22 protein-coding genes are annotated in these 24,874 nt (G+C 36.8%); 18 read left to right on the top strand and 4 right to left on the bottom strand.

Annotation, left to right across the window (positions count from 1 at the left end; translation table 11 throughout):
• Window positions 1-57 precede the first annotated feature (57 nt).
• Together IPI65_10165 and IPI65_10160 are read left to right on the top strand one after the other, a co-directional pair.
• Window positions 58-1,650: a HAMP domain-containing histidine kinase gene (locus tag IPI65_10165; GenBank protein MBK7441876.1), complete on the top strand. Its 1,593-nt coding sequence runs from the start codon at window positions 58-60 to the stop codon at window positions 1,648-1,650.
• Window positions 1,651-1,663: 13 nt separating this feature from the next.
• Complete coding sequence (locus IPI65_10160; protein MBK7441875.1) at window positions 1,664-2,368, top strand: response regulator transcription factor; 705 nt, start codon at window positions 1,664-1,666, stop codon at window positions 2,366-2,368.
• A 345-nt stretch (window positions 2,369-2,713) separates the two neighbouring features.
• Here the strand turns inward: IPI65_10160 and IPI65_10155 are convergent, their stop codons facing one another.
• On the bottom strand, window positions 2,714-4,411 hold the full coding sequence (locus tag IPI65_10155; GenBank protein MBK7441874.1) for a M3 family oligoendopeptidase: 1,698 nt from the start codon (window positions 4,409-4,411) through the stop codon (window positions 2,714-2,716).
• Window positions 4,412-5,050: 639 nt separating this feature from the next.
• Here IPI65_10155 and IPI65_10150 point away from each other — a divergent pair.
• The 6 genes from IPI65_10150 (at window position 5,051) to IPI65_10125 (ending at window position 11,304) form a co-directional block, all read left to right on the top strand.
• Entirely contained in the window at window positions 5,051-6,064 is a 1,014-nt protein-coding gene (locus IPI65_10150) for a type 2 isopentenyl-diphosphate Delta-isomerase (protein MBK7441873.1), read from the top strand.
• Between the two features lie 80 nt (window positions 6,065-6,144).
• A complete protein-coding gene (locus IPI65_10145) occupies window positions 6,145-7,494 on the top strand; it encodes a hydroxymethylglutaryl-CoA reductase, degradative (GenBank protein MBK7441872.1) in 1,350 nt (449 codons plus the stop codon).
• A gap of 271 nt (window positions 7,495-7,765) precedes the next feature.
• Complete coding sequence (locus tag IPI65_10140) at window positions 7,766-8,128, top strand: hypothetical protein (GenBank protein ID MBK7441871.1); 363 nt, start codon at window positions 7,766-7,768, stop codon at window positions 8,126-8,128.
• A 274-nt stretch (window positions 8,129-8,402) separates the two neighbouring features.
• Window positions 8,403-9,344: a GHMP kinase gene (locus tag IPI65_10135; protein MBK7441870.1), complete on the top strand. Its 942-nt coding sequence runs from the start codon at window positions 8,403-8,405 to the stop codon at window positions 9,342-9,344.
• A 79-nt stretch (window positions 9,345-9,423) separates the two neighbouring features.
• Window positions 9,424-10,473, top strand: coding sequence for a diphosphomevalonate decarboxylase (mvaD, locus tag IPI65_10130; GenBank protein ID MBK7441869.1), 1,050 nt, complete (start codon window positions 9,424-9,426; stop codon window positions 10,471-10,473).
• A gap of 222 nt (window positions 10,474-10,695) precedes the next feature.
• Window positions 10,696-11,304 carry a hypothetical protein gene (locus IPI65_10125; GenBank protein MBK7441868.1) on the top strand — a complete coding sequence of 203 codons (609 nt, stop codon included), beginning with the start codon at window positions 10,696-10,698 and terminating at the stop codon, window positions 11,302-11,304.
• Window positions 11,305-11,327: 23 nt separating this feature from the next.
• Here the strand turns inward: IPI65_10125 and IPI65_10120 are convergent, their stop codons facing one another.
• The 3 genes from IPI65_10120 to IPI65_10110 all read right to left on the bottom strand — a co-directional run bounded on the left by IPI65_10120 (window position 11,328) and on the right by IPI65_10110 (window position 16,476).
• A complete protein-coding gene (locus tag IPI65_10120; GenBank protein MBK7441867.1) occupies window positions 11,328-12,365 on the bottom strand; it encodes a hypothetical protein in 1,038 nt (345 codons plus the stop codon).
• A 78-nt stretch (window positions 12,366-12,443) separates the two neighbouring features.
• Window positions 12,444-13,709 carry a 2-oxoglutarate dehydrogenase complex dihydrolipoyllysine-residue succinyltransferase gene (odhB, locus tag IPI65_10115; protein MBK7441866.1) on the bottom strand — a complete coding sequence of 422 codons (1,266 nt, stop codon included), beginning with the start codon at window positions 13,707-13,709 and terminating at the stop codon, window positions 12,444-12,446.
• Window positions 13,710-13,734: 25 nt separating this feature from the next.
• Entirely contained in the window at window positions 13,735-16,476 is a 2,742-nt protein-coding gene (locus IPI65_10110) for a 2-oxoglutarate dehydrogenase E1 component (protein MBK7441865.1), read from the bottom strand.
• A gap of 208 nt (window positions 16,477-16,684) precedes the next feature.
• Here IPI65_10110 and IPI65_10105 point away from each other — a divergent pair, with 208 nt between their 5' ends.
• The 10 genes from IPI65_10105 to IPI65_10060 all read left to right on the top strand — a co-directional run bounded on the left by IPI65_10105 (window position 16,685) and on the right by IPI65_10060 (window position 24,775).
• On the top strand, window positions 16,685-17,509 hold the full coding sequence (locus IPI65_10105) for an aminotransferase class IV (GenBank protein ID MBK7441864.1): 825 nt from the start codon (window positions 16,685-16,687) through the stop codon (window positions 17,507-17,509).
• A complete protein-coding gene (locus tag IPI65_10100) occupies window positions 17,478-18,056 on the top strand; it encodes a DNA alkylation repair protein (protein ID MBK7441863.1) in 579 nt (192 codons plus the stop codon). The genes IPI65_10105 and IPI65_10100 overlap by 32 nt, the downstream gene beginning before the upstream one ends.
• Window positions 18,057-18,096: 40 nt before the next feature.
• Window positions 18,097-18,438: a bacillithiol system redox-active protein YtxJ gene (gene ytxJ / locus IPI65_10095; protein MBK7441862.1), complete on the top strand. Its 342-nt coding sequence runs from the start codon at window positions 18,097-18,099 to the stop codon at window positions 18,436-18,438.
• A gap of 113 nt (window positions 18,439-18,551) precedes the next feature.
• Window positions 18,552-19,256 (top strand): DUF2064 domain-containing protein, encoded by a 705-nt coding sequence (locus IPI65_10090; protein ID MBK7441861.1) that lies wholly within the window; start codon window positions 18,552-18,554, stop codon window positions 19,254-19,256.
• A gap of 92 nt (window positions 19,257-19,348) precedes the next feature.
• Window positions 19,349-19,687, top strand: coding sequence for a carboxymuconolactone decarboxylase family protein (locus IPI65_10085; GenBank protein MBK7441860.1), 339 nt, complete (start codon window positions 19,349-19,351; stop codon window positions 19,685-19,687).
• A 66-nt stretch (window positions 19,688-19,753) separates the two neighbouring features.
• The gene (arsS, locus tag IPI65_10080) at window positions 19,754-20,812 is read left to right on the top strand and encodes an arsenosugar biosynthesis radical SAM protein ArsS (GenBank protein ID MBK7441859.1); all 1,059 of its coding nucleotides are present in this window, start codon (window positions 19,754-19,756) and stop codon (window positions 20,810-20,812) included.
• 39 nt (window positions 20,813-20,851) lie between these two features.
• Window positions 20,852-21,460, top strand: a complete 609-nt coding sequence (locus tag IPI65_10075; protein ID MBK7441858.1) for a TIGR04282 family arsenosugar biosynthesis glycosyltransferase — start codon at window positions 20,852-20,854, stop codon at window positions 21,458-21,460.
• Complete coding sequence (locus tag IPI65_10070) at window positions 21,457-22,536, top strand: anion permease (protein MBK7441857.1); 1,080 nt, start codon at window positions 21,457-21,459, stop codon at window positions 22,534-22,536. The genes IPI65_10075 and IPI65_10070 overlap by 4 nt, the downstream gene beginning before the upstream one ends.
• Window positions 22,537-22,555: 19 nt before the next feature.
• A complete protein-coding gene (gene arsM, locus IPI65_10065) occupies window positions 22,556-23,530 on the top strand; it encodes an arsenosugar biosynthesis arsenite methyltransferase ArsM (protein ID MBK7441856.1) in 975 nt (324 codons plus the stop codon).
• 111 nt (window positions 23,531-23,641) lie between these two features.
• The gene (locus tag IPI65_10060; GenBank protein ID MBK7441855.1) at window positions 23,642-24,775 is read left to right on the top strand and encodes an AI-2E family transporter; all 1,134 of its coding nucleotides are present in this window, start codon (window positions 23,642-23,644) and stop codon (window positions 24,773-24,775) included.
• Window positions 24,776-24,874: the final 99 nt, after the last annotated feature.

Genomic DNA, 24,874 nt, shown 5'->3' with positions numbered 1-24,874 from the left:
TTTTCCCCGATTTTAACACTTGTAAATTTGTGAAAGATGTTAAGAAACCGAATATGGTTGATTGTAATACTAATGAGCACGGCTTTGCTGGGGATCATTTTAGTTCAGGTTTACTGGATTAGAAATACCATTGCCCAAAAAGAACAGGTGTTCAGCTTCCATGTAAATGAGGCGCTTAACAAGGTGGCAGACAAGGTGGAAACCAATATTGCAGCATCGGTGGTGAGCAGTCAGATGAACCTCTTTTTTTCTGATTCCACTTATTGGAGCGTTGGCCCTGATTCACTTACTATTTATGATGGCATGATGAGCGACAGCATGATGGCCATTGCATTGGAGTCGGCAAGTGCTGCCGGGGTTGATTATTTCCGTGCTGAAGCAAGCAAAATTGAACCCTTTGGTCACGATATTTCACCAATGCCTTTAGGTGGCGACCGCCCAACCATGATTTTAGAACCGCTGGAGTATAAAGGTGATTTTAAATCGGCGGATGATGCGTTGATTACAGATATTTTAACGGATATCGACAGGCAATTACGCATTAATTCGCAGCGTATCAAAAAAGCCATGGAACAAATGATGTTTCAAATGATGCAGCGTGGTATTAAACCGGAGCAAACAATTGATACCGTATTTTTAAAAAATACCCTTTTTCATGAATTAAGCAACAGAGGAATTACTACCGATTTTAATTACGGTGTATTAATGGATGATGAATTTTTTATTACCAACGCCGGCAGCAGAGAAGCAGTAAAAGAATTGGCATCCACAACACATAAAGTAAGTTTATTTCCGGATGATATGTTTTTTAATAACGACGTGTTGCTGGTAAATTTCCCGCATCAAAAAAGTTTTATCTTAAGCAGTATCTGGTCGCTGTTAATTGGTTCTTTATTATTTACTTCAATTATTATCGGTGTATTTTATTATACGGTGGTAATTTTATTGAGACAGAAAAAATTATCGGAAATAAAAAATGATTTCATCAATAATATGACACATGAATTCAAAACACCATTGGCAACCATTTCACTCGCAGTGGATGCAGTAAATAATCCAATGATTTTGAAAGATGAAAGTAAAATAAAACACTACACACATATTATTAAAGAAGAAAATAAACGCATGAATGCGCAGGTAGAAAAAGTGTTGCAGATGGCCTTGCTCGATAAAAATGAAATTAGTTTGAGTACTGATGATATCGATATTCACGATATTATTTACCGCGCCGTTGAAAACATTAGTGTTCAGGTAGAAGAAAAAGACGGAAAGATAGACATGGAGCTGGCTGCAGAGCGTTATGAGTTAACAGGAGATGAAGTACATTTGAGTAATGTTATCAGCAATTTGCTCGACAATGCCAATAAATATTCACCTGAAAAACCGGAAATAAAAATTACCACCGAAAGTGATGACAAAGGTATTTACATCACCGTTGCCGACCACGGTATTGGCATGAGCAACGATGATGTAAAAATGATTTTCGAAAAATTTTATCGCGTGCCTACCGGCAACGTACACAATATTAAAGGCTTTGGCTTAGGATTAACTTATGTTAAAGCAATTATAGAAGCACATAAAGGGACAATCGATGTAAAAAGTCAGCCCAAAAAAGGAAGTCAATTCAAATTATTTTTACCAATAACCTGATTAAAATTATTTTATGGACGAAATTAAAACTAAAATCCTGCTTGTTGAAGACGACCCGAATTTCGGAGCCGTTTTAAAAGATTATTTATCGATGAGTGGCTACGATGTAAAATTAGCTACCGACGGAGAAAAAGGCGAAGACCTTTTCTTTAAAGAAGAATTTAATTTATGTGTACTCGATGTGATGATGCCTAAAAAAGACGGCTTCACATTAGCTGCTCAAATAAAACGTATCAATCCTGAAATGCCTGTCATTTTCCTCACGGCAAAAACATTACAGGACGATGTATTGGAAGGATTTAAAGTTGGCGCAGATGATTATATCACCAAACCATTTAACAGCGAAGAATTATTATACCGCATTGCTGCCATTTTAAAACGTGGTGGTAAACTGCGCACCAACAATCAGCAAAAAGAATTTGAAATTGGTAAATATCATTTCAATTATAAAACCCGTATGCTCAAAAATGGCACAACAGATGCCAAATTATCACCAAAAGAAGCTGAGTTGCTGCGTTTATTCTGCCTCAAAGTAAACGACATCGTTTATCGCGAAGAAGCCCTGAAACAAATCTGGGGCCGCGACGATTATTTTACCGCCCGCAGCATGGACGTTTTCGTAACCAAATTGCGCAAATACCTCAAAGACGACCCAACCCTCGAAATTGTAAATATTCATGGTAACGGATTTAGATTGAACACCGAAGAGGTGAATTGAGAATGTGCTGATGTGCTAATTAACAGCCGATTTTGAGCCGGAATTTCATTCGGAGCTCCCGTTGGGGCTAATCAATATTAGCCCGACTCGCGATTATTTAATTAATCACTAATTAACAGCCGATTTCGAGTGAGAATTTCATTCGGAGCAACCGTAGGGGCTGACCCACGTGTCAGCCCAACGCGCAGCCAATTGATTATTCCAATAATTATTACAGCAAATTTCGAAGCACTTTTGTCATTCAATTGACGAACCCACCCATCACCGAATTTACTAATCACCTAACATGTCAATTAATCCAAAAAATGCCAATCTTGGAATTCACCCCATCAGCTAATTAGCTAATTAATTCCACCGCGAATCATCAACCTCGCTGAGATAGCGATTTATTTCATCTACAATTTCCGAAACAGTTTCACGCTGAAACGGTGATTGTAAACCTGCATATTCAACTAATTCCAAAAACGATTTGCTGCCACCGGCTTTACATAATTTTACATAATCGTTAAAAGCAGATTTATTATCCTGACGCGCTTTGAGCCAGAATTGAAATGCACAAATTTGTGCGAGCGTATAATCGATATAATAAAATGGCGACTGATATATGTGCGCTTGAGTTTGCCAAAATCCGCCCTGCATTAAAAATTTATTTCCATCATAATCTTTGTAAGGCTGATATTTTTTTTCAAGGTCGCTCCAAAATGTTTTTCTTTCATCGGGCGTCCATTCAGGATGTGCGTATATGCCATGTTGAAATTCATCAACAGCAACACCATATGGTAAAAATAATAATGAATCCACTAAATGTGAATAGCGATATTTATCTGCTTCACCATTAAAAAAATTATCCATCCACGGATACGCAAAATATTCCATACTCATCGAATGAATTTCTGCACCATCGCTGGTTGGCCAATAATATTCTGCAGTTTCAAATCCGCGACTCATATACACCTGAAATGCATGACCCACTTCATGTGTAAGCACATCAATATCAGCGCTCGTGCCATTAAAATTCGAAAAAATAAATGGTGCTTTAAATCCAGAAATATAAGTGCAATAACCACCACCTGCTTTACCTTTTTTTGCAACCAAATCCATCAGCTCATTATCGAGCATAAAGTTGAAAAATGTTGCTGTTTCATCTGATAATTCAGAATACATTTTTTTTCCATTTTCAATTATCCATTCAGGCGTACCTTTTGGTGTTGCGTTGCCGCTTTTAAATGATAATGGTTCATCGTAATATTTTAATGCAGGCAACCCGAGACGTTTCGCTTGTTTATGTTTTAACGCAATAGCCATGGGCACAATTTGTGCACGCACCTGTTCGCGAAAATTTGCAACCATTTCTGCATTATAATCACTGCGCATCATCCGCAAATAACCCACAGGAATAAAATTTTCAAACCCTAATTTTATTGCAATTCGCTGACGCGTTTTTACCAACTCATCAAAAATCCGGTCCAGCGCATCTGCATGTTCAACAAAAAACTGCCAGCGCGAATTCGATGCACGTTCACGAATATTTCTATCCGTACTTCTCAAATAAGGAACCATTTCTGCAAGCGTTTTTTCTTCACCGTCAAATGGTATTGCCGCACTTGCAATTAATTCCTGATATTCAGTGCTTAATTTATTTTCAGTAATTAAATCTTCTATAATTTCCGGCTTAAATGCACGCAATTGCATTTCCGCAATTTTAAATAATTGTTTGCCGAATTTTGCTTCAATTTCAGGTCTGAATTTCGCCTGAATTAATGCCGCATAATAATCGCTCGACAATGCTTCAAACGAAGGCGAATTTTCATCAAAAAAAGTTTGTTCTTCCGCATAAAAAACATCACGCGTGTCAATCGAATGCCGAATCGAACAAATTTGATACATCGTATCAAAACCACTGCGTAAAACATTTATTTTATGCATCAAATCCAGTTGCGCTTCCGGCGTTTCCGCTCCTGTAAACTGATTGATTAAATCTTTAAATTCAAGCTGCAACTGCGCAATATCAGGCCTGCTATATGGGTATGCTGAAAATTTCATCTCCTGCAAAATTAAGGTACATGCTTGTTAATTATTACGTAATAACTCTCCGTATAAAATTATTTTTTTGGAGCAAGTACATCCCCCACACCGGCAACATCGTTCCGGCTTTCCGCTGCAACAAACCTCATTAATTTCATTTTTTCCAAGTTGTAATACATCTCCGTATGTTATTAATCACCTATAAATGTAAATCTCGCTCCAAACCGGCTGTTCAATTAGCACATTAGCACATTACCGCATTAGCACATTGGTTGTTTGTTTCCGCTGCAATCCGGGCTAGGATTTACTGTATCGATTCTATGATGCTCAAATGGGATTAGCAAATGGGGTTCAGTGGTTGGCAGCACATTGGGCTGACACATGGGTCAGCCCCTACGGGAGCTCCGAATGAAATTCTTACTCAAAATCGAGTGATTATATAGGTAATCCTGAGCCGGGCTAATATTGATTAGCCCCAACGGGTGCTCCGAATGAAATGATTACTCAAAATCGGCTGTTCCATTGGTACATCGGTACATTCGCACATTATCTAAAACTCCGAATGAAATTCTCACTCAAAATCGGCTGTTCCATTAGCACATCAGCACATTAGCACATTAGCACATTACCTCACTATCTTTGCAGCTCAATCAACAACTGGTGAACGACCCAAATTCAGCTTCAAGAAAAAAAGACCATATTGAGCTGGCCTTCGAAAGTCAGACCTCTGCATTGCAAAACGATACCCGGTTTTATTACGAACCCTTGCTGCAAGGGCATGCTGGCGCGCGTGACCTGTCGAAACAATTTTTGGGCAAAACCCTGCAAACACCCATCTGGATCAGCAGTATGACAGGTGGAACCGAGCATGCAGGTCGCATCAACCGACACCTGGCGCAAGCTTGTAACGAGTTCGGAATGGGCATGGGGCTGGGCAGTTGTCGCCGTTTGCTCGATGATGATACGTATTTTGAAGATTTTAACCTGAGGCCTATAATCGGCGAAAAACAGCCCTTTTTCGCAAATCTCGGCATCGCACAGATAGAAACCTTACTCGAAAATGGCGCAGTTGACAAAATAAACCACTTGGTGGCAAAATTGGGTGCAGATGGACTGATTGTCCATGTTAACCCTTTCCAGGAGTGGCTGCAGCCCGAAGGCGACCATTTTAACAAACCACCGCTCGAAACCATCCAAAATTTACTCGAACTTGTTGATTTTCAAGTAATTGTGAAGGAAGTTGGTCAGGGAATGGGCCCTGAAAGTATAAAGGCGCTGCTCAGACTGCCAATCGCGGCTTTAGACTTTGGTGCTTATGGCGGTACCAACTTTTCCCGTTTAGAATTGTTACGTTCCAGTGAGGGGCATGCATCCTTATATAAAAATTTAGCGTATATAGGACATACAGCAACTGAAATGACCGAATTTGTGAATGTGGCATCGCGCGAGTTGGGTAATGAGCGAAAATGTGCTGAAGTGATTATCAGTGGCGGAATAGGCAACTTTTTGGATGGGTATTATCACATGCAAAAATTGCAACTAAACAGTGTGTATGGTCAAGGGTCAGCATTCCTGAAACCTGCACAGCAGGACTATAATGCGTTGAAAACATATGTTGAAAGTCAGCGGGAAGGGTTAGCTTTGTGTTCAGCGTATTTGAAAGTGAAGTAAGAATGAAAAACACGCAAGTGTAATAAATTTAAAAAATACAACTTTTGCAAATTGGCTTTTTGCTGATTTGCTTTTATAAGATGGCAAAAATTAAAGGTTTTTCGAAACTCAGTAAAACAGAAAAAATCGCCTGGTTGGCGAAACATTTTCTTACCAGCAATCCGTTGGATATAGCAAGGGAATTTTCCAGTTATATGCACTCGAATGCTGAAATGCAAAAAGTGTTTGATGGCATTTCTGAAAATACGCTTACCAATTTTTATTTGCCATACGGTGTTGCACCAAATTTTGTAATTAACGGCCGCACTTATGTAGTGCCAATGGTTATTGAAGAAAGTTCAGTAGTGGCTGCAGCCAGCGCAGGAGCTAAATTCTGGAGCGAACGTGGTGGATTTCATGCCGAAGTTATTTCTACAACAAAAGTTGGCCATGTACATTTTTTATGGAGAGGCAACAGCGAAAAATTATTTGAATTTTTTAATGCTGAATTAAAACAAATATTAATTGCTGATGTACAACACCTCACCGAAAATATGGCAGCAAGAGGTGGTGGATTAAAAGATATTGAATTAATAGATTGTACACATTTAGAACCATTATATTATCAGTTAAAAGCCACATTCGAAACCGTGGATGCCATGGGTGCGAATTTTATTAATTCTGTTTTAGAAGAATTTGCCGCATGCTTAACTGAAGAAGTAAAATCAAATACAACATTTACCGGAGCCGAAAAAACGGTTGAAGTGGTAATGAGTATTTTAAGTAATTACACACCTGAATGTGTTGTTAAAGCCTGGGTTGAATGTGATGTAAACGAATTAGGTGTTTTTGATGAAGGTCATTTAAATGCACAACAATTTGCACGGAAATTCAGCACGGCAATACGTATTGCAAAACACGATATGTATCGTGCAACTACGCATAATAAAGGTATTTTTAACGGAATCGATGCAGTAATTCTTGCAACAGGAAACGACTTCCGTGCAATTGAAGCCTGCGGTCATGCTTATGCCAGCCGAAATGGTAAATATGAAAGTTTATCCAGTTGCGAAATAAAAGGCAATAAATTTATTTTTTCACTCGAAATTCCTTTAGCAGTTGGAACCGTTGGTGGATTAACAAAATTACATCCACTCAGCAAACGTTCACTCGAAATGTTGGGCAACCCAAGTGCAAAAGAATTAATGAAAATTATTGCTTGCGTTGGGCTCGCACAAAACTTTTCTGCTATTAAAGCATTGGTTACTTCCGGTATTCAAAAAGGGCATATGAAAATGCACCTCACCAATATTTTACGCCACTTTGGCGCTACGGACAACGAAATACAATTAGCCGCAACGTATTTTACCGACAAAACCGTTTCCTTCAGCAGTGTGAGAGCGTTTTTAGGCGATTTACGCGATGGTAAACTTGCGGTAGATAAAGCTTAATTATTTCAGAAAATATTTTATTTATAGGTGCTCTTTCTTTAGGAGTGCTTTATTACTTTGCCTTTGTATTGCATTTCATTTTAATGCAATTCTTCACAAAATATTTTTGAGTCCAATTAATTGTCTCTTTATTATTTAATTTAAATATTTATAAATATGTAAATAATAATTTAATTTAATAAGTATTTGAAATTTTGACAATTAAAATTATCTTTAAATAGAAATCAACGTGGTGCTGAGGGATTGGTAAAGTTTAAAACCCATCATTATTATGATTACCTGTTTGAAAACCTGTAGCATATTTATCCTGCTTTTCACATTTTACTCTTGTTCAAGGGTAATACATCCAACTGCCGAAACAATTTATAACACTGGCAATTGTGAAACCTATACATCAACCTCAGCTTCGGGGTTAACTGAAGTTGTTGAAACAACAAGTGCACCTGATTATTATGTTTCAACTGAAAACGATATCGAGGTATATGTTAACGAAAAACAAGCACCGGTAATAATTATTGAAAAAACGAGTACGCCTGAAACAATTAAGGCTTCAACTGATGATGAAAACACAATTGAACCTGAAAACCCCGCAAAAGCGCAAATTGGGCCTTATTTTGGGGCATTCTTGCATTAGTATTGTTCCCTTTAGGTTTGGTTTTTGGACTAATTGGAATTACGAAAAGTATTAAGGCTATCAGGCAAATAAAAGCTGACCCCGAAAATATTAAAGGTCTTGGTAAAGCAAGGGTAGGGTTAGCATTAAGTATTGTAGCCGCGTATTTAGGTTTAATTATTTTCATTTTAGCATTATTACTGCTCATGGCTTGGCTCCAATGGATTACACTTCCATTACCACAGATATAACACAATAACCAAATTGCTTGCAATTAAGATTATATCTTTGTGCTATGCAACAATTTTATGCGCACGGCAAATTGCTCATTAGCGGAGAATATCTTGTATTAAAAGGTGCAATGGCATTGGCCATACCAACAAAATTTGGGCAACGCATGGAGGTAAGTGATGATGCTTCAGGCGAAAATATTTTACACTGGCAAAGTTTCGATGTAAATAATCAGATTTGGGCCGAGGTAATTTTTTCTAAAACTGATTTATTACCATTCAGAGGAAGTGTAAAAAACATCGATGATAAAACATTAAATACATTACAGAAAATACTCGCTGTAATAAGAACTAAACACAGCAGTTTTTTACGTAATCCAGGAAAAACAACTATCACCAATCACCTCGAATTTGATCGTTCATGGGGACTGGGAAGCAGTTCTACCCTGCTCGCCAATCTGGCTAAATACGCAAATACAGATGCCTTTGCTTTAAATACTGAAATTTTTAAAGGCAGTGGTTATGATATTGCCTGTGCTCAATCGCCTCAGGCTATTTTTTATAAAATTGATGAAGAAGGAATTGTGTTTGATACCGTACATTTTGATCCACCGCAGCCTGAAAATTTTATGTTTGTGCATTTAGGTAATAAACAGGATTCAAAAACTGCAGTAGAAACGTTTTTGCTAGCAGGTGATATCACAAAAAAGTTTGCCAACGAAATTGAAATTATTTCAGAAATTTCAGAAGCACTTTTGTTTTGTGACGATTTTCCCGACTTTATGCAATTATTAGATGAGCACGAGGAAGTGATGCAATATGTTTTGCAGGAAGAAAAAATTAAAACGAGATTGTTTGACGATTTTGATGGCGTAATAAAATCACTCGGCGCCTGGGGTGGCGATTTTGTTTTGGCAGTATCTGCGCAGGGACCGGACTATATCACCGCATACTTTAAAAACAAAGGCCTGTCGACAGCCATTCCTTTTTCGGATATGGCCCTATAACCTTGTAATTACTTGAATTTCGGGCATTTCAGCCTCCACATTCCCTAAGCAGTTGTATCTTTATACTTTAAACAGCATAATGAGCAATACAACAATCACCTGGCAAAGTCCTTCAAATATCGCTTTAATTAAATACTGGGGTAAACATGGCAATCAATTGCCAAATAATGCATCTTTATCCCTAACCTTAAGTCAGGCTACCACAACCACTTCATTATCTTTAAAAAAGAAAAGGAAAAAGTCAGTTATCGAAATTGATTTTACTTTTGAAGGTGAAAAAAATGAAAAATTTGCAGAAAAAATTATTACCTATCTCGATGGTATTAAAGCAGATTTTCCGTTTATCACAGAAAATAAACTGATTATTAATTCAGAAAATAGTTTTCCGCATTCAGCAGGAATTGCCAGCAGTGCTTCTTCCATGAGTGCTTTAGCATTGTGTTTATTATCACAATCAATGATTGCCGATAAAAAAGAATACAAGCCGGAAGAATTTTATCAAAAAGCTTCCCACTACGCGCGCATTGGTAGCGGAAGTGCTTCACGCAGTGTTTACCCTGATTTTGCTGTTTGGGGTAAATCAACACATATTAAAAATGCCAACGATAAATATGCAATTCAATATCCCGATAAATTTAACAGCGATTTTAATGAATTGCAGGATAGTATTTTAATTGTAAATGAAAAAGAAAAATCTGTAAGCAGTCGCGCAGGCCACGCATTAATGCAAAACCATCCGATGGCAACGCAACGATATAAAAATGCTGAAACAAGAATGAAATCATTGTTAACGGCACTTGCAAAAGGCGATTGGGAATTATTTTGCGCTACGGTTGAGACTGAAGCCCTGGAATTACATGCATTAATGATGACCAGTAATCCTTCATTCATTTTAATGAAACCGGGCACCTTAGAAATAATTGAACGCATCAGAAGGTTCAGAGACGAAACAAAAATTCCGGTATGTTTTACATTAGATGCAGGACCAAATGTGCATGTGATTTATCCCTACTTCGAAAAGAAAAAAGTGCGCAATTTTATACAGGAAGAATTACTCGAATTTTGCACAAAGAAAAAAGTAATTTACGACAGCATGGGTAATGGCCCACAATTGAGAATCGACGAATAATTTATGTCTGTAGCATATCCTTCAAAATTGATGTTGTTTGGCGAATATGCCGTTATTGCCGGCGGTGAATGACTGGCAATTCCCTATCCCGAATTTTCTGCCTCCTGGGTAATAAATATTGAATCTCCATCCACATTTAAATCGCATTTAATTCTTTTTTTAAATTGGCTAAAGGAAAATCATTTTGAAGATAAATTAAATTTAAATGCATTTGAGCATGATTTGGCGCAAGGTTGGGACATTGAGTCTAACGTGCCAATCGGTTACGGTGTAGGCAGTTCAGGTGTTGTTGTAGCTGCCGTTTTTGATAAATACCACAAGCAGGTTCCTTCCGATTTAAATGAATTAAAATCTGAATTAGCATCAATGGAAAATTATTTCCATTCCACCAGTAGTGGTTTGGATCCATTGGTTTGTTACCTCAATAAAGGTGTGCATATAAAAAACGGTGCAGTACATGTTGTTGCCGATATGAACATCTTGAAAAACATTAACTTTCACTTGATTGATTGTGGAAATGCCAGATCTACACAACAATTGGTGACTGTTTTTAAAGATAAAATGCTGGATGCTGATTTTAAAAATATTGTTGAAGATTATGCCTATCTCTCCAACAATTGTATTTCAGCCTGGTTAAATAATGATGAGGAAACATTAGCAGCACAATTAAAACTATTATCGTATCTGCAATTAAATTATTTTGAATTTGCCATTCCGGCAGACATGCGTAACCGCTGGAAATCCGGTCTCGAAAATAATACCGAAATCATGAAATTATGTGGCGCCGGTGGTGGTGGATTTTTAATTGGGTTTAATCTATCCAGCAATTAAATAATCATCCAAACAAATTTCTCTTATTTCACAACAAACCCAACAAATACCGGTAAGTGATCGGAGTATCCGCCAATGTATTTATTTCCTGCGAATGTCCGGTCAGGAGAATCACCATATTTATCGTTATGATATAACATCCAATCTTTTTTCACAAAAATTGTTGAAGCAGGATTTACCTGCAAACCCGTGCCATCAAGTAAACTTTCCGATACAATAATTTGATCCAAAGCCTGCCAGTTGCCTTTATAATTATAAGAGCCAAGTCCCATTGCCTGCATATTAGTCATTAAATCAACCAGACTTTCATCTGCATAATTATCGCTTACACCTTTTGCCATTAAAATACGTTGAATGCTAATATCAACCGGCGTATCATTAAAATCGCCCATGATAATAATATTCGCATCATCAAACTTGGCATTTATTGAATCAACTGCACGTTTTAATGTTTCAGCAGCAGCAGCACGTTTTGGTGCACTTTGTTCCTCACCTTCAGATCTGCTTGGCCAGTGATTTACAAAAACAAATAATTGTTCTTTTTTTCCCTGAATGGAAATTTCTCCATTTACCATTAAAATATCTCGGGTGTAATCAATTGTATCACCCGGAATGGTAACATGAATTGCTTTTGAAGATTTTACTTTGAATAATTTTTCATTATATAATAATGCCACATCAATTCCACGCTCATCGGGTGAATCGTAATGCACGTATTTGTAATTTCCCGGTTTCAGGTTTGTTGTGTTTGCTAAATCCTTAACCACTTTTTCGTTTTCAACTTCGCATAATCCAACCAAAGTTGGCAACATATCAGCGCCGGTAGCAATTACTTTCGATAAATTTTCTAATTTCTTATCATATTTTGAAGCATTCCACTGACGGTCGGCATTAGGTAGAAATACTTCATCATCTTTTGCCGGGTCGTTGATAGTATCATATAAGTTTTCGAGATTGTAAAACATAACACCAAAACCTTCAGCAGCAGGCATTTCAGACGTTTGGGCAGAACAGGATAAATTAATAATTAATACTCCTGTAATTAATAATTGATATTTCATTAAAAAATTGATTTGCAAATTGTAAAAATACAAGCATTGCCAATTAATAAATCAGCATACTTATTAATTGATATAAAATTATAATTCCAATAATAATTCCGTTACATCCATGCCGAATAATAATTGCTCCGGTTTTTCTAATTGTTCTTTTACCTTCACTAAAAAACTAACCGATTCTTTACCATCAATGATGCGGTGATCATAACTAAGTGCGAGGTACATCATTGGCCTTATTACCACTTGACCATTTAGTGCAACCGGGCGATCTTGAATTTTATGCATACCTAAAATTGCACTTTGTGGTGCATTAATAATTGGTGTGCTCATTAGCGAACCAAAAACACCACCATTTGTGATCGTAAATGTTCCACCCTGCATTTCTTCCAAACTCAAAACACCATCGCGCCCTTTAACGGCTAATTCTTTTATTTTTAATTCAACTGCAGCCATGCTCATACTTTCAGCATTACGCACAACCGGAACAACTAATCCTTTTGGTGTTGAAACAGCAATTGAAATATCACAAAAATCATTGTATAAAACCGAATCTTCATTAAAGTAGGCATTCACTGCAGGAAATTGTTGTAGTGCATTACAACAGGCTTTTACAAAAAAGCTCATAAATCCTAAACCAACACCGTGTTTCTTTTCGAATGTTGCTTTATATTTTTCACGAATGGCCATAATGGCACTCATATCCACTTCATTAAATGTGGTGAGCATGGCGGTTTCATTTTTAACACCAACCAATCGTTTGGCAATTGTTTTACGCAGCTTGCTCACTTTTTCTTCCCGCTGATTTCTGGAACCACGTTTTAAAGCAGCAACAATTTCTTTTCCACCGGCACCCTGTTGCAAAAATTGCAAAACATCATCTTTCGTAATTCTTCCACCTGCACCTGTTCCCGGTACTTTATTAATATCAACCTTATTTTCTTTAGCAATATTTTCAGCTAATGGGGTTATATGTTTTTCTGCTGTATTAACAGGTTTTTCTTCAGATTGAGCAACTGGTTTTTCTGTTGTAACGGTTTCTTTTTCTGCGGCCTTATCTACAGGTTTTTCTTCTTTTGGCGCATCAGAAGTTTTCGGTGCTGCTTCCACTGCAACGGAAGTATCCAGTGTTGCAATTACATCTCCAATTTTTAATTCTTTGCCTTCTTCAACCTTTAACGTTATTTTCCCTGATTGTTCAGCTGGAAATTCTAATGTTGCCTTATCACTCTCAAATTCGCACAACGATTGGTCAAGGGCAACTACATCACCATCTTTCACCAGCCATTTCGACAAGGTAACTTCGTTTATTGATTCGCCAATTGTTGGCACTTTTAATTCGATAATCATATATTTAAGGTCTACTTTAAATTAATTAATCGGCAAATGCCTGTTCCACTATTTCCTGTTGTTCTTTAGCATGAATTTTTGCAAAACCTGTTGCAGGCGATGCACTCGATTTCCTGCTCACTTTCTTATTTATTTTAGTACCTAATAAATTCCAGATATAAAACCACGCTCCCATATTACGTGGTTCTTCCTGAACCCACATGAGTTCCGCACCTTTATATTTTTCTATTTGTGCATTTAATTGTGTCATTGGAAATGGATATAATTGTTCCAGTCGCAATAAAGCAATATCAGTACGATTATTTTTTTGCTGATATTCCAATAAATCAAAATATACTTTACCGCTGCACAAAATTATACGTTTTACTTTCGCCTGTTCAGCATAATTGTCGCCAATTAATTCATGAAATTTACCTTCCGATAATTCCAGAATATTTGATTGTACTAAAGGATGACGCAATAAACTTTTCGGACTCATAATTACCAGCGGTCGTCTGAAATCAAATGCTAACTGACGACGCATTGCATGGAAAAAATTTGCAGGTGTAGTTAGATTGGCAACAATCATATTGCCTTCTGCACATAACTGTAAAAATCGTTCCAGTCGCGCGCTTGAATGTTCAGGGCCCTGACCTTCATAACCATGTGGTAATAACATTACCAAACCACTCATACGTTGCCATTTACTTACACTTGCAGCAATAAACTGGTCGATTATTGTTTGAGCACCGTTATTAAAATCGCCAAATTGTGCTTCCCAAATAACCAGATGATCAGGTGAAGCTAAACTATATCCGAATTCAAATCCCAATACACCAAATTCACTTAACAATGAATTATAAATCCTGAATTTTCCTTGTTTTTCTGCAAGATGATTTAACCGGATATATTCTTCATTTGTATTTTCTTCACGTAAAACTGCATGACGGTGACTAAATGTTCCTCGGCGAACATCCTGACCACTCATACGCACATCTTTCCCATCCAACAAAATTGAACCATAAGCCATTAATTCTGCTATTGCCCAGTCAACTTTATTTTCCGCTATTAATTTTTTATTTGTTTCAAATAATTTTTCAATTTTTTTCAACTTCACAAATCCTTCCGGCACCTTAAACATGTTGTCAATCATTTGTTGAACATGTTGTTTAGGAATTTTTGTTTCGGGTAAATTGGCGAAATCAACCGGTATATCAATAATTTTTTTCAGCTTGCGCCATGCTTCTTCGGGAGCTTGATATTGATACGTTAATGGTTGTTGTTTTATCTGATCCAAACGTTGTTGTAATTCATTCCAGAAATCTTTTTCCATATCAGCAGCAAGTCCTTTATCAATATCGTGGCTCGCCAATAATTTCTGAACATAAATTTCACGCGGATTTTTTTTATTTTCAATCAGCTTATATAATGTTGGTTGTGTGTATTTTGGATCATCACCTTCGTTATGTCCGTGTTTGCGATAACACACCATGTCAACAAAAATATCTTTATTAAATTCCTGACGATAATCAACAGCTAATTCGCTGGCAAAAACTACTGCTTCAGCATCGTCGCCGTTTACGTGAATCACTGGCGCCTGAACAGTTGAAGCATAACTGGTGCAATAATTACTAGTGCGTGCATCATCAAAATCGGTAGTAAATCCAATCTGATTATTTATCACAAAATGTATTGTCCCTCCAACGCGGTAGCCTTTCAGGTTACTCATCTGTAATACTTCGTAAACAACACCCTGGCCAGCCACTGCTGCATCACCGTGAATTGTTATGGGCAATACTTTATCCCAATCTTCAGCATATAAAACATCTGTTTTTGCACGAACAAAACCTTGCATTACAGGATTTACTGCTTCCAAATGTGAAGGATTCGGCGTGAGTTTCAAATGCACCATTTTATCGCCGGTAGTTTTAATTTGTGATGAATATCCAAGATGATATTTTACATCACCGTCACCCATGGTAGTATCCGGAATAGTATTTCCTTCAAACTCGTTAAATATTTGCTCGTATGTTTTTCCAAGAATATTTGCGAGTACATTTAAACGTCCGCGATGCGCCATCCCAAAAACAAATTCTTCAATACCCAGGTCGGCACCGCGATTTATTATTGCATCTAATCCTGCAATCGTAGACTCACCACCTTCTAAAGAAAATCGTTTTTGTCCGATAAATTTTTTATCCAAAAATTGTTCAAATACAACGGTTTCATTTAATTTTTTTAGAATACGTTGTTTTTGTTGAGTATTAAACTGAATAGCTACAGCATTTTTTTCAATTTTATCCTGAAACCATTGTTTTTCAACCGGCTCAATAATATAATCATATTCAAAACCTAAACTTTTGCAATAAGCTGCTTCAAGAAAATTAATTATTGACTGTAATGATGCTCCGGTTAAACCCAAAATACTGCCTGTTGCAAATGTTTTGTTTAAATCTGCTTCAGTAAAACCAAGTTGCGCAAGTGATAAATTGGCATGCCGGTCTTTTCTGGGTTTCAGAGGATTTGTTATGGCAATCAAATGGCCTTTTTCACGATAAGCCAAAATAAGATTGTATACTTTTAATTCATCAGCAATTTGCTGACCGTTAACATTACCCTCTGTTGCAGCAGCATGGCCATTGGATGAAAAATTCATCTGAGCGAAATCAAATCCCTCAAAAAATTTCTTCCATTCAGCATCAACTGCCTGAGGATTAACCTTATAATTATTATAAAGCGACTCAATATAAGCCGGTTCTGCATTTGCGATATACGAAAACTGATCCATTCTCTACGGTTCTTTGCCTGTTTAACAAAGTTTTTTACACTTTGGTTTGGAGTGCAAATATCGGGGTTTTTGAGGGGAATTATACGGTTTACACCCGAAAAATGCCATTTTGGCGGCCTGAATTGAATGGAAAACACAGAGCCGCTCAATCGACTTTGAGCACAAATTTTCAGAAAAATCAGTCATTTTAAACCAGTAGCTTTGTAGTATGAACAGCAGTTTAGCTTTCCGCGACAATCAATTTCTGCAAAAATCTGATATCCGCATCGGGCTCGACGACTTGGGTTTTGAGCGGGGATTTGGGGTGTTTGATTATTGCCGGGTAAGAAATGGCAAAATCACTTTTTTGAACGACCACCTCAGTCGTTTAAACCATTCGCAGGAAGTGTTACAGTTTAACAATCCCGTTGAAATGGAAAAAATTCGTTCCATTGTACTCGAATTGCAGCAGAAAAATGGGTTACAGGATGCCTATTTTAAAATTTTGATCACCGCACGATTTAATAATCAAATTCTTGAACCAATAATTACTATTTATCAGGATGTATGGAAACCATATCCTGCCGAAATGTACAGCGAGGGTGTTTCACTCATTTTTGAAGAATATGATAAACCCTTTCCGCAATACAAAACAACTTTTTATTTAGGTTCATTCAGAGCACAAACAAGAATGAAAAATAATAATAGTGAAGATGTGTTGTTTTATTTTAATGATGCAGTTCGGGAATGTGCACGATGTAATATTTTTATTGTAAAAAACGGATTGATTTACACGCCCGAAAAAAATATGCTCAAAGGTGTAACGCGCAATCATGTTATGTTGTGTGCCAAAGAAATTACCATGGTAATAGAAAAAGATATTTCGGTAGGTGAATTATTTGCTGCAGATGAAATATTTATTACCAGCACAACGAGAAATATTATGCCAATCGTACAAATAGAAGACCGAATAATTGGTAATGGTAAACCCGGAAGTAATACAATTGAATTAATTAAACGTTTTGAACAATACTGTTTGCATTATGCTGAGTGATATTCAACAAACCTTATTAGACAATGCAGAGCCTGAATTTGCGGAAAAAATGAAAACAGTTGCCCCGGGTGCGAAACGTATTTATGGTGTGCGCATGCCGGTTTTAAATGAAATTGCCAAAACTGCCAAGCAGGGCGGCTTTGAGCTGGTTCAACAACTATGGGATGCAGGTGCTTACGAAGAAAGAATGTTAGCCGCAAAATTATTGCATAAAGTCGCTAAAACGGATCCCGATAAAGCAATACAACTGGTAAAAAAATATTCGGAGGAAATAGACAATTGGGCATTATGTGACACGCTGGGCATGCAAAGCTTAAAAGCAATTAATAAAATAAGAGCTGCAGCAATTTTCGACTTGTCAAAATCTTTATCCAAATCAAAATTGATGTGGCAACGGAGATTATCGATGGTTTTATTGGAAGATTTTTGCAAACAACCACATTTACATAAAACCATTCAGGAAATGGTAGATCAGCATAAAGGGGATAAAGAATATTACATTAAAAAAGCAGTAATTTGGTTAGAAGCAAGTTTAAAAAAACATTGAACTTTTTAGCAAAAAAATACATTTTATAAGAAAAGCTATTATGGATTGGATTGAATTAACATCAGAAACGGAATTAGATCAGCTTATTGAAAATTCATTTGAAACGCCACAGGCTATATATAAACACAGCACCAGTTGCGGAACAAGTTTTCATGTTAAAACAATGCTGGAAGAAGCCGAAGTTCCGGAAGGAATGGATTTTCATTATTTAGACCTTTTGGCACATCGCAGTTTATCCAATAAAGTTGCTGCACATTTTCATGTACATCACGAATCTCCGCAAATTTTGATTATAAAAGAAGGTAAATGTGTTTATCATACCTCGCATTTGGCAATCAGGATGGATAAAATCAAACAATATGTCGACCTGAATCCGGCATAATTTCTTGGCTGCTAAAAACTTTTGAATTCCTTAAACTATTGTTAAAATGTTTTCATTTACCAATAGTTTTCTATTTTAGCCGAACCAAATCAGGCATTTAACGTTCAAAACGTATGGTTCAGGCTCAGGCAAAATCTACTGCTTTATTGCTATTTACCCGCACTCCGAAGGAGGAAGCGCTGGTAAAGGATTTTTCTGATGTACACAGCCTGCGTTCCAACAGTATCATCGCTTCCCATTTAATCAGCCATGCAGAAAAAACTGCACGTGCTACCGGTTTACCCTGTTTTGTGATCAACTCATCGCAACAACATGGTAACACATTTGGCGAACGATTGAGTGATGCTTTTAGTCAGATTTTTAATTTGGGTTACCATCAGGTTATTGCCATTGGAAACGATTGTCCAACACTTAGTCAAAATGACCTTTTGCAGGCTGCCGCGCAATTATCCGACAATAATGCCATTCTCGGACCTGCTTCAGATGGGGGTTTGTACTTGATTGGGTTACATAAAAATGCCTTCCTGCCACAACAATTTGCCAATTTGCCCTGGGAAACAGCAAATGTGAACAGGATGATGCAGCGTTATCTAACCGAAAATCGGATAAATTTTCTGGTTGGTGAAGAAAAAACTGATATCGACTATAGCGGAGAATTTTATCCGCTTTTACACAACTATAATATCCCATATCAGTTGCGCGTGCTCATTCGCAGTATACTGGCGTCTATTGGCCTTAATTTCAAATTAATACGCCAAAATCTATCCCTAAAAAATCATCGTATATACACTTCATTACGGGCGCCACCGGCAGTTTAATTTTCCGGTAATTTTTTTATTTCACAGCACTTGCATCGCAGGTGGTGTGCATACTACTTTTTATTTATTTAATTGCTTAATAACAAACAACAATGGAAAGAACTACTTATTACGACCCGAAAGACCTTAAAAAATTTGGCTCAATTTCAGATTGGGATGCAGAATTAGGAAAAGCATTTTTTGACTATTACGGAAAAGTATTTGCAGAAGGTGCATTAACAGAACGCGAAAAAAGTTTAATTGCATTAGCAGTTGCTCATGCGATTCAATGTCCTTATTGTATCGATGCATACACTCAAGACACAATGGCGAAAGGATGCGATGAAGAACAAATGATGGAGGCTATTCATGTGGCTGCAGCAATTCGCGGTGGTGCATCATTAGTTCACGGAACTCAAATGATGAATAAATTTAAAGATTTATCGATGTAATTATAATGTGCCAATTTCAGGTTGGCACATTTTTTTAAAAATTATACTTAAGAAAAGTAAAATATAATGGCTTCTAAAAAATCATTACATGCCATGCATCACAAATTAGCTGATAACGATTATCAGTTAAAAGTATTGGAAACGCATGAAGTAACAACCGTTGATTTTGAACGATTCGATGATAAATTAAATGGCATCGGATTATTTCCATTAAAACCTACAAACACTGAAATATTTCAGGTGAATTTAGGTTATATGTGTAATCAAACCTGCGGCCACTGCCACGTGGATGCAGGTCCTGACCGCAAGGAAATAATGACAAGAGCAACCATGCAGCAATGTTTAGATGCATTGGCCTCAACCTCAATACCCACGGTAGATTTGACCGGTGGTGCACCTGAAATGAATCCTGATTTCAGATGGTTTGTTGAGGAAATTACGAAGCTGGGCAGAAAAACAATTGTACGTTGTAACCTGACCATTATTTTGGCAAATAAAAAATATCACGATTTGCCACAGTTTTTTGCTGAACACAAAATTGAAGTTGTTTCTTCACTCCCATTTTACAATAAGTCGAGAACTGATGCTCAACGTGGTGATGGTGTGTTTGAAGATAGTATCAAAGCATTACAAATGTTGAACGCAGTTGGTTACGGCATGCCCGGCAGTGGATTAATTTTAAATTTAGTTTACAATCCAAATGGCGCATTTTTACCCGGCTCTCAAAACAGTTTGGAGCAACAATTTAAAAAAGAACTCAAACGGAATTTCAATATTGAATTCAACAGTTTATTTGCCATTACCAATATGCCAATTTCCAGATTTTTAGATTACCTGATTGAAAGCGGAAATTATGAGGAGTATATGCAAAAATTAATTGAAGCATTTAATCCTGTTGCTGCACAAAATGTAATGTGTCGCAATACAATTTCAATTGGCTGGGATGGTAATTTATATGATTGCGATTTTAATCAAATGCTTGGTTTAAAAGTAAACCACGGTGCGCCAAATCATATAACCAATTGGGATTTAAACGCATTAAATACTCGTGAAATCGTTTTAAATCAACATTGTTTCGGTTGCACAGCAGGAAGCGGAAGCAGTTGCGGCGGAAGTGTTGCTTAATAAACGTTTCAACATTGATAAACTTCTTCAATCATAAAAATGGAAAATAAAAAAGCGCTTGTTATTATGCTCAAAAATCCGATAGCCGGTAAAGTAAAAACCAGGCTTGCCGCGGATATTGGGGAACAGAAAGCATTATTGGTGTATCAGGAGCTTTTAAATCACACCCACAATATCACTAAAAATTGCTCCGCCGATAAATTTATTTTTTATTCCGACACCGTTGAACGCAACGATCAGTTTGATAATGTTATTTATAAAAAATATACACAATGCAGTGGCGACTTAGGTGTTAGAATGGATTATGCTTTTTCCATTCCGTTTAAAAATGAATATAAAGACGTAGTAATGATTGGCGCCGATTGTTATGATTTAACCGCAAATCATATTGAACAGGCCTTTGAAGCATTAAATAATCAAAACGATTTTGTATTAGGCCCGGCTACCGATGGCGGTTATTATTTAATTGGTATGAAAAAATGGAATCGCTGGGTTTTAGAAAATAAAAACTGGAGCACAGCAACATTATTTACAGAAACAAAAAATGATATTTCCGGCAGAAACGGTAAGTTATTTGAGCTCGAAACGCTTTCAGATATAGATACAATAAACGATATTCAGTCACACTCAATCCTGTTAAATTTATGATAGAAATAGTTATAATTCTTGCCGCCTGCTTTCTCGCATTTTCGAATGGAGCAAACGACAATTTTAAAGGTGTATCAACCTTATTTGGAAGCGGCACAACCGGCTATAAATCAGCCCTAAACTGGGGAACCATTACCACACTGGCTGGATGTATTTTTGCCATCTTTATTGCTCAAGGTTTAATGAAAAACTTTTCCGGAAAAGGATTAATTCCCGATGAAGCACTTAAAGATCCTGCTTTAGCAATTGCAGTAGCGTTAGGTTCAGCCAGCACTGTTTTTTTAGCAACTAAAATCGGAATACCAATTTCCACAACACATGCTATTGTTGGCGCGTTGGTTGGAGCCGGATTTATTTCTGTAGGCAGTGAATTAAATTTTAATCAGTTAGGTGAAGTATTTCTTAAACCATTATTATTAAGTCCGTTTATCGCCTGCGGTTCGGCAATTGTTTTATATTTCATTTTTAAACAACTCCGGTTATTATTAAAAATTGACAAAAAAACCCATTTGGTTGTTGATGCTCCTGGTGCTAACAATAATATTGCTGCTTCAGGAATTAGTTTAACCAACAATTATCGCGAAAGTTATTCCGGAAAAATAATCGGTATCAGCGCACAAAAAATATTAGATGTATTACACTATATCAGTGCAGGAGCTGTAGGATTTGCAAGAGGTATGAATGATGCACCAAAAATTGCAGGTTTATTATTACTGGTTAATTTTTTAACAGTGCCATGGATGATTATTATGGTTGCTGTTATTATGGCTGTGGGTGGATTACTCAATGCAAAAAAAGTAGCTCAAACCATGAGTAAAAAAATCACTTATATGAATCCCGGGCAAGGATTTACTTCAAATTTAATTACTGCTGTTTTAGTTTGGACTGCCAGTTCAAGCGGTTTACCGGTATCTACTACGCACGTTTCAGTGGGTGGTATTTTTGGTATAGGTGTAGTAAATAAAAAAGCAGATTATAAAACCATTGGTAAAATTGCAGGTTCATGGGTATTAACATTACCAATCGCAGCAGTTTTATCAGGATTATTATTTTACATTGTTTCCAATATTATTTAAAATTATAAATTAATACAAAATGTCAACTACTTATTTAGAAACTACAAAAAACGTTTACAAAGAAGCAGCAGAAAATCCACAGAAAGGTTTATGCTGCACAACTACTCCCGTATGGCAATTGCCAGGGTTGGTAATCCCACAAAAAATGCTGGAAATGAATTATGGTTGTGGCTCAACCGTTAATCCACGCGATTTGGTTAATAATCCGAATATATTATATGTTGGTGTTGGCGGCGGAATGGAATTATTGCAATTTGCGTATTTTTCACGCAAAGTAGGTGGCGTAATTGGTGTAGATGTTGTAGATGAAATGTTGGAAGCTTGTAATGAAAACTTATTGGAAGCAGAAAAATTAAATCCTTGGTTTAAACGCGATTTTATTGATTTAAGAAAAGGTGATGCCTTTAACTTACCTGTTGAAGATAATAGTATCGATATTGCAGCACAAAATTGTTTATTTAATATTTTCAGAGATGCCGATTTAAAACTTGCATTGACTGAAATGTATCGCACATTAAAAAAACACGGCCGACTTGTAATGAGCGACCCTACCTGCGAACAAGAAATTCCGGAAAATTTACGTGATGATGAAAAACTGCGTGCTTTATGTTTAAGCGGCTCATTACCACTGCAGGAATACATCAACAGAATTACCGATATCGGATTCGGCACTATTGAAGTGCGTGCGCGTCGCCCTTACCGAATTTTAGACCCGGTGAATTATGATACACCTGAATTAATATTTATCGAAAGCGCTGAAGTTTGCGCTATTAAAGACCCTATGCCTGCAGACGGTCCTTGTGTGTTTACAGGTAAAACCGCAATTTATTATGGTAATGAAGAGTTTTTCGACGACCATAAAGGCCATGTACTGATGCCGAATCAACCACTTGCCGTTTGTGATAAAACCGGTGGCAATTTAGCCGATTTGGGCAGAAACGACATCTTTATTTCCGGCTCAAGCTGGTTTTATGATGGCGGCGGATGCTGCTAATCAAATAAAATTTATAATCGCCTCTCAGCAATGAGGGGCTTTTTTTATGCCAAAACCTGAAAAGCATCCTGTATATTTACGTTTGTATTTTTAAAAATCACGAACACCAATATGAACAAAAACTGGTCTAATAATAGTATCATAAAATCTACCATACTCATTTTAATTACACTAGCTGTTGTATTTGGTGTGGTTTGGTTATTATTACAAATTACTACCATCCTGTTTTATTTTATCATTGCAGCAATAATTTCCATTGTCGGAAAACCAATTTGTGATTTTATTCAAAAATTTAAGATAGGAAAATTTGCAATTCCCGATTCACTTGCAGCACTCCTTACAATTATTATTCTTTTTGGCGCACTTTTCGGCATTGTAAAAATATTTACCCCACTGGTTGTTGAGCAAACAAATAACATATCGCATATCGACACCGAACGAGTAGCAGAAAGTTTACAAAACCAAATTGTTGTACTCGATTCCATGATTATTCAATTTCAGGACCCTGAAGCACCGGCACAATCTGTTGAACAGGTTATAAATGAAAATTTACGTAATTGGATAAATGTTACATCTATAACCCATATTTTTAATAACATTATGGGTGGCTTGGGAAATATTTTGGTTGCCCTGTTTTCTATTACATTTATCACCTTCTTTTTTCTTAGAGATGATAAATTATTTTACAATATCGTTATGACCTTAACCCCAACAAAATTTGAAGCGAATGCCAGGCGTATTTTACATTCGAGTAAAATTTATCTGACGCGGTATTTTGTGGGATTAATTATTCAGTCATTAGTGGTATTTATTCTGATTGCATCCGGCTTACTCATTTTAGGCTTTGGTGCCAACAGTTGGTTAATTGCCTTATTCGCCGGAATTATAAATATCATTCCTTATATCGGTCCAATTATCGGAATGTTGTTTGGAATGCTGATTGGCATTACAACCAATTTAAGTGTAGATCCGGGTTTTGATATTACACCAATGTTAATTCAACTCTTTATTTTATTTCAGGGTGTGCAACTCATCGATAATTTTGTTTCACAACCTATTATCTATTCCAACTCCATAAAAGCCCATCCTTTAGAAGTATTTTTTGTGGTATTGGTATTTGGTAATCTGGCCGGTGTGCCGGGAATGATTGCCGCTATGCCGGTTTATGCCTTCTTTAGGATAATCGCCAAGGAGTTTTTCAGCGAGGCTAAAATTGTAAGAAAAATGACACAGGGACTCGATTAGTGACCTGCAAAAAAGGTTGTTTTATCTCCCCCAAAAAACCAAACCCTTACCTGTTAAGGCTTTGGCGAATAAGCACTTATAATTTTGTGTATAGCACTT

The sequence above is a fragment of the Bacteroidota bacterium genome, from assembly GCA_016706255.1.
Lineage (GTDB): Bacteria > Bacteroidota > Bacteroidia > Chitinophagales > BACL12 > UBA7236.
Note: the sequence above shows the minus strand (reverse complement) of the source record. Positions and strands in the feature narration are given on the sequence as shown.

Coding starts and splice junctions, on each gene's coding strand:
- arsM (MBK7441856.1), top strand. CDS start 22,556: ATGTCAACTACTTATTTAGAAACTACAAAAAACGTTTACAAAGAAGCA.
- IPI65_10160 (MBK7441875.1), top strand. CDS start 1,664: ATGGACGAAATTAAAACTAAAATCCTGCTTGTTGAAGACGACCCGAAT.
- arsS (MBK7441859.1), top strand. CDS start 19,754: ATGGCTTCTAAAAAATCATTACATGCCATGCATCACAAATTAGCTGAT.
- odhB (MBK7441866.1), bottom strand. CDS start 13,709: ATGATTATCGAATTAAAAGTGCCAACAATTGGCGAATCAATAAACGAA.
- IPI65_10120 (MBK7441867.1), bottom strand. CDS start 12,365: ATGAAATATCAATTATTAATTACAGGAGTATTAATTATTAATTTATCC.
- IPI65_10060 (MBK7441855.1), top strand. CDS start 23,642: ATGAACAAAAACTGGTCTAATAATAGTATCATAAAATCTACCATACTC.
- IPI65_10140 (MBK7441871.1), top strand. CDS start 7,766: ATGATTACCTGTTTGAAAACCTGTAGCATATTTATCCTGCTTTTCACA.
- IPI65_10110 (MBK7441865.1), bottom strand. CDS start 16,476: ATGGATCAGTTTTCGTATATCGCAAATGCAGAACCGGCTTATATTGAG.
- mvaD (MBK7441869.1), top strand. CDS start 9,424: ATGAGCAATACAACAATCACCTGGCAAAGTCCTTCAAATATCGCTTTA.
- IPI65_10090 (MBK7441861.1), top strand. CDS start 18,552: ATGGTTCAGGCTCAGGCAAAATCTACTGCTTTATTGCTATTTACCCGC.
- IPI65_10105 (MBK7441864.1), top strand. CDS start 16,685: ATGAACAGCAGTTTAGCTTTCCGCGACAATCAATTTCTGCAAAAATCT.
- IPI65_10075 (MBK7441858.1), top strand. CDS start 20,852: ATGGAAAATAAAAAAGCGCTTGTTATTATGCTCAAAAATCCGATAGCC.
- IPI65_10155 (MBK7441874.1), bottom strand. CDS start 4,411: ATGAAATTTTCAGCATACCCATATAGCAGGCCTGATATTGCGCAGTTG.
- IPI65_10085 (MBK7441860.1), top strand. CDS start 19,349: ATGGAAAGAACTACTTATTACGACCCGAAAGACCTTAAAAAATTTGGC.
- IPI65_10070 (MBK7441857.1), top strand. CDS start 21,457: ATGATAGAAATAGTTATAATTCTTGCCGCCTGCTTTCTCGCATTTTCG.
- ytxJ (MBK7441862.1), top strand. CDS start 18,097: ATGGATTGGATTGAATTAACATCAGAAACGGAATTAGATCAGCTTATT.
- IPI65_10135 (MBK7441870.1), top strand. CDS start 8,403: ATGCAACAATTTTATGCGCACGGCAAATTGCTCATTAGCGGAGAATAT.
- IPI65_10145 (MBK7441872.1), top strand. CDS start 6,145: ATGGCAAAAATTAAAGGTTTTTCGAAACTCAGTAAAACAGAAAAAATC.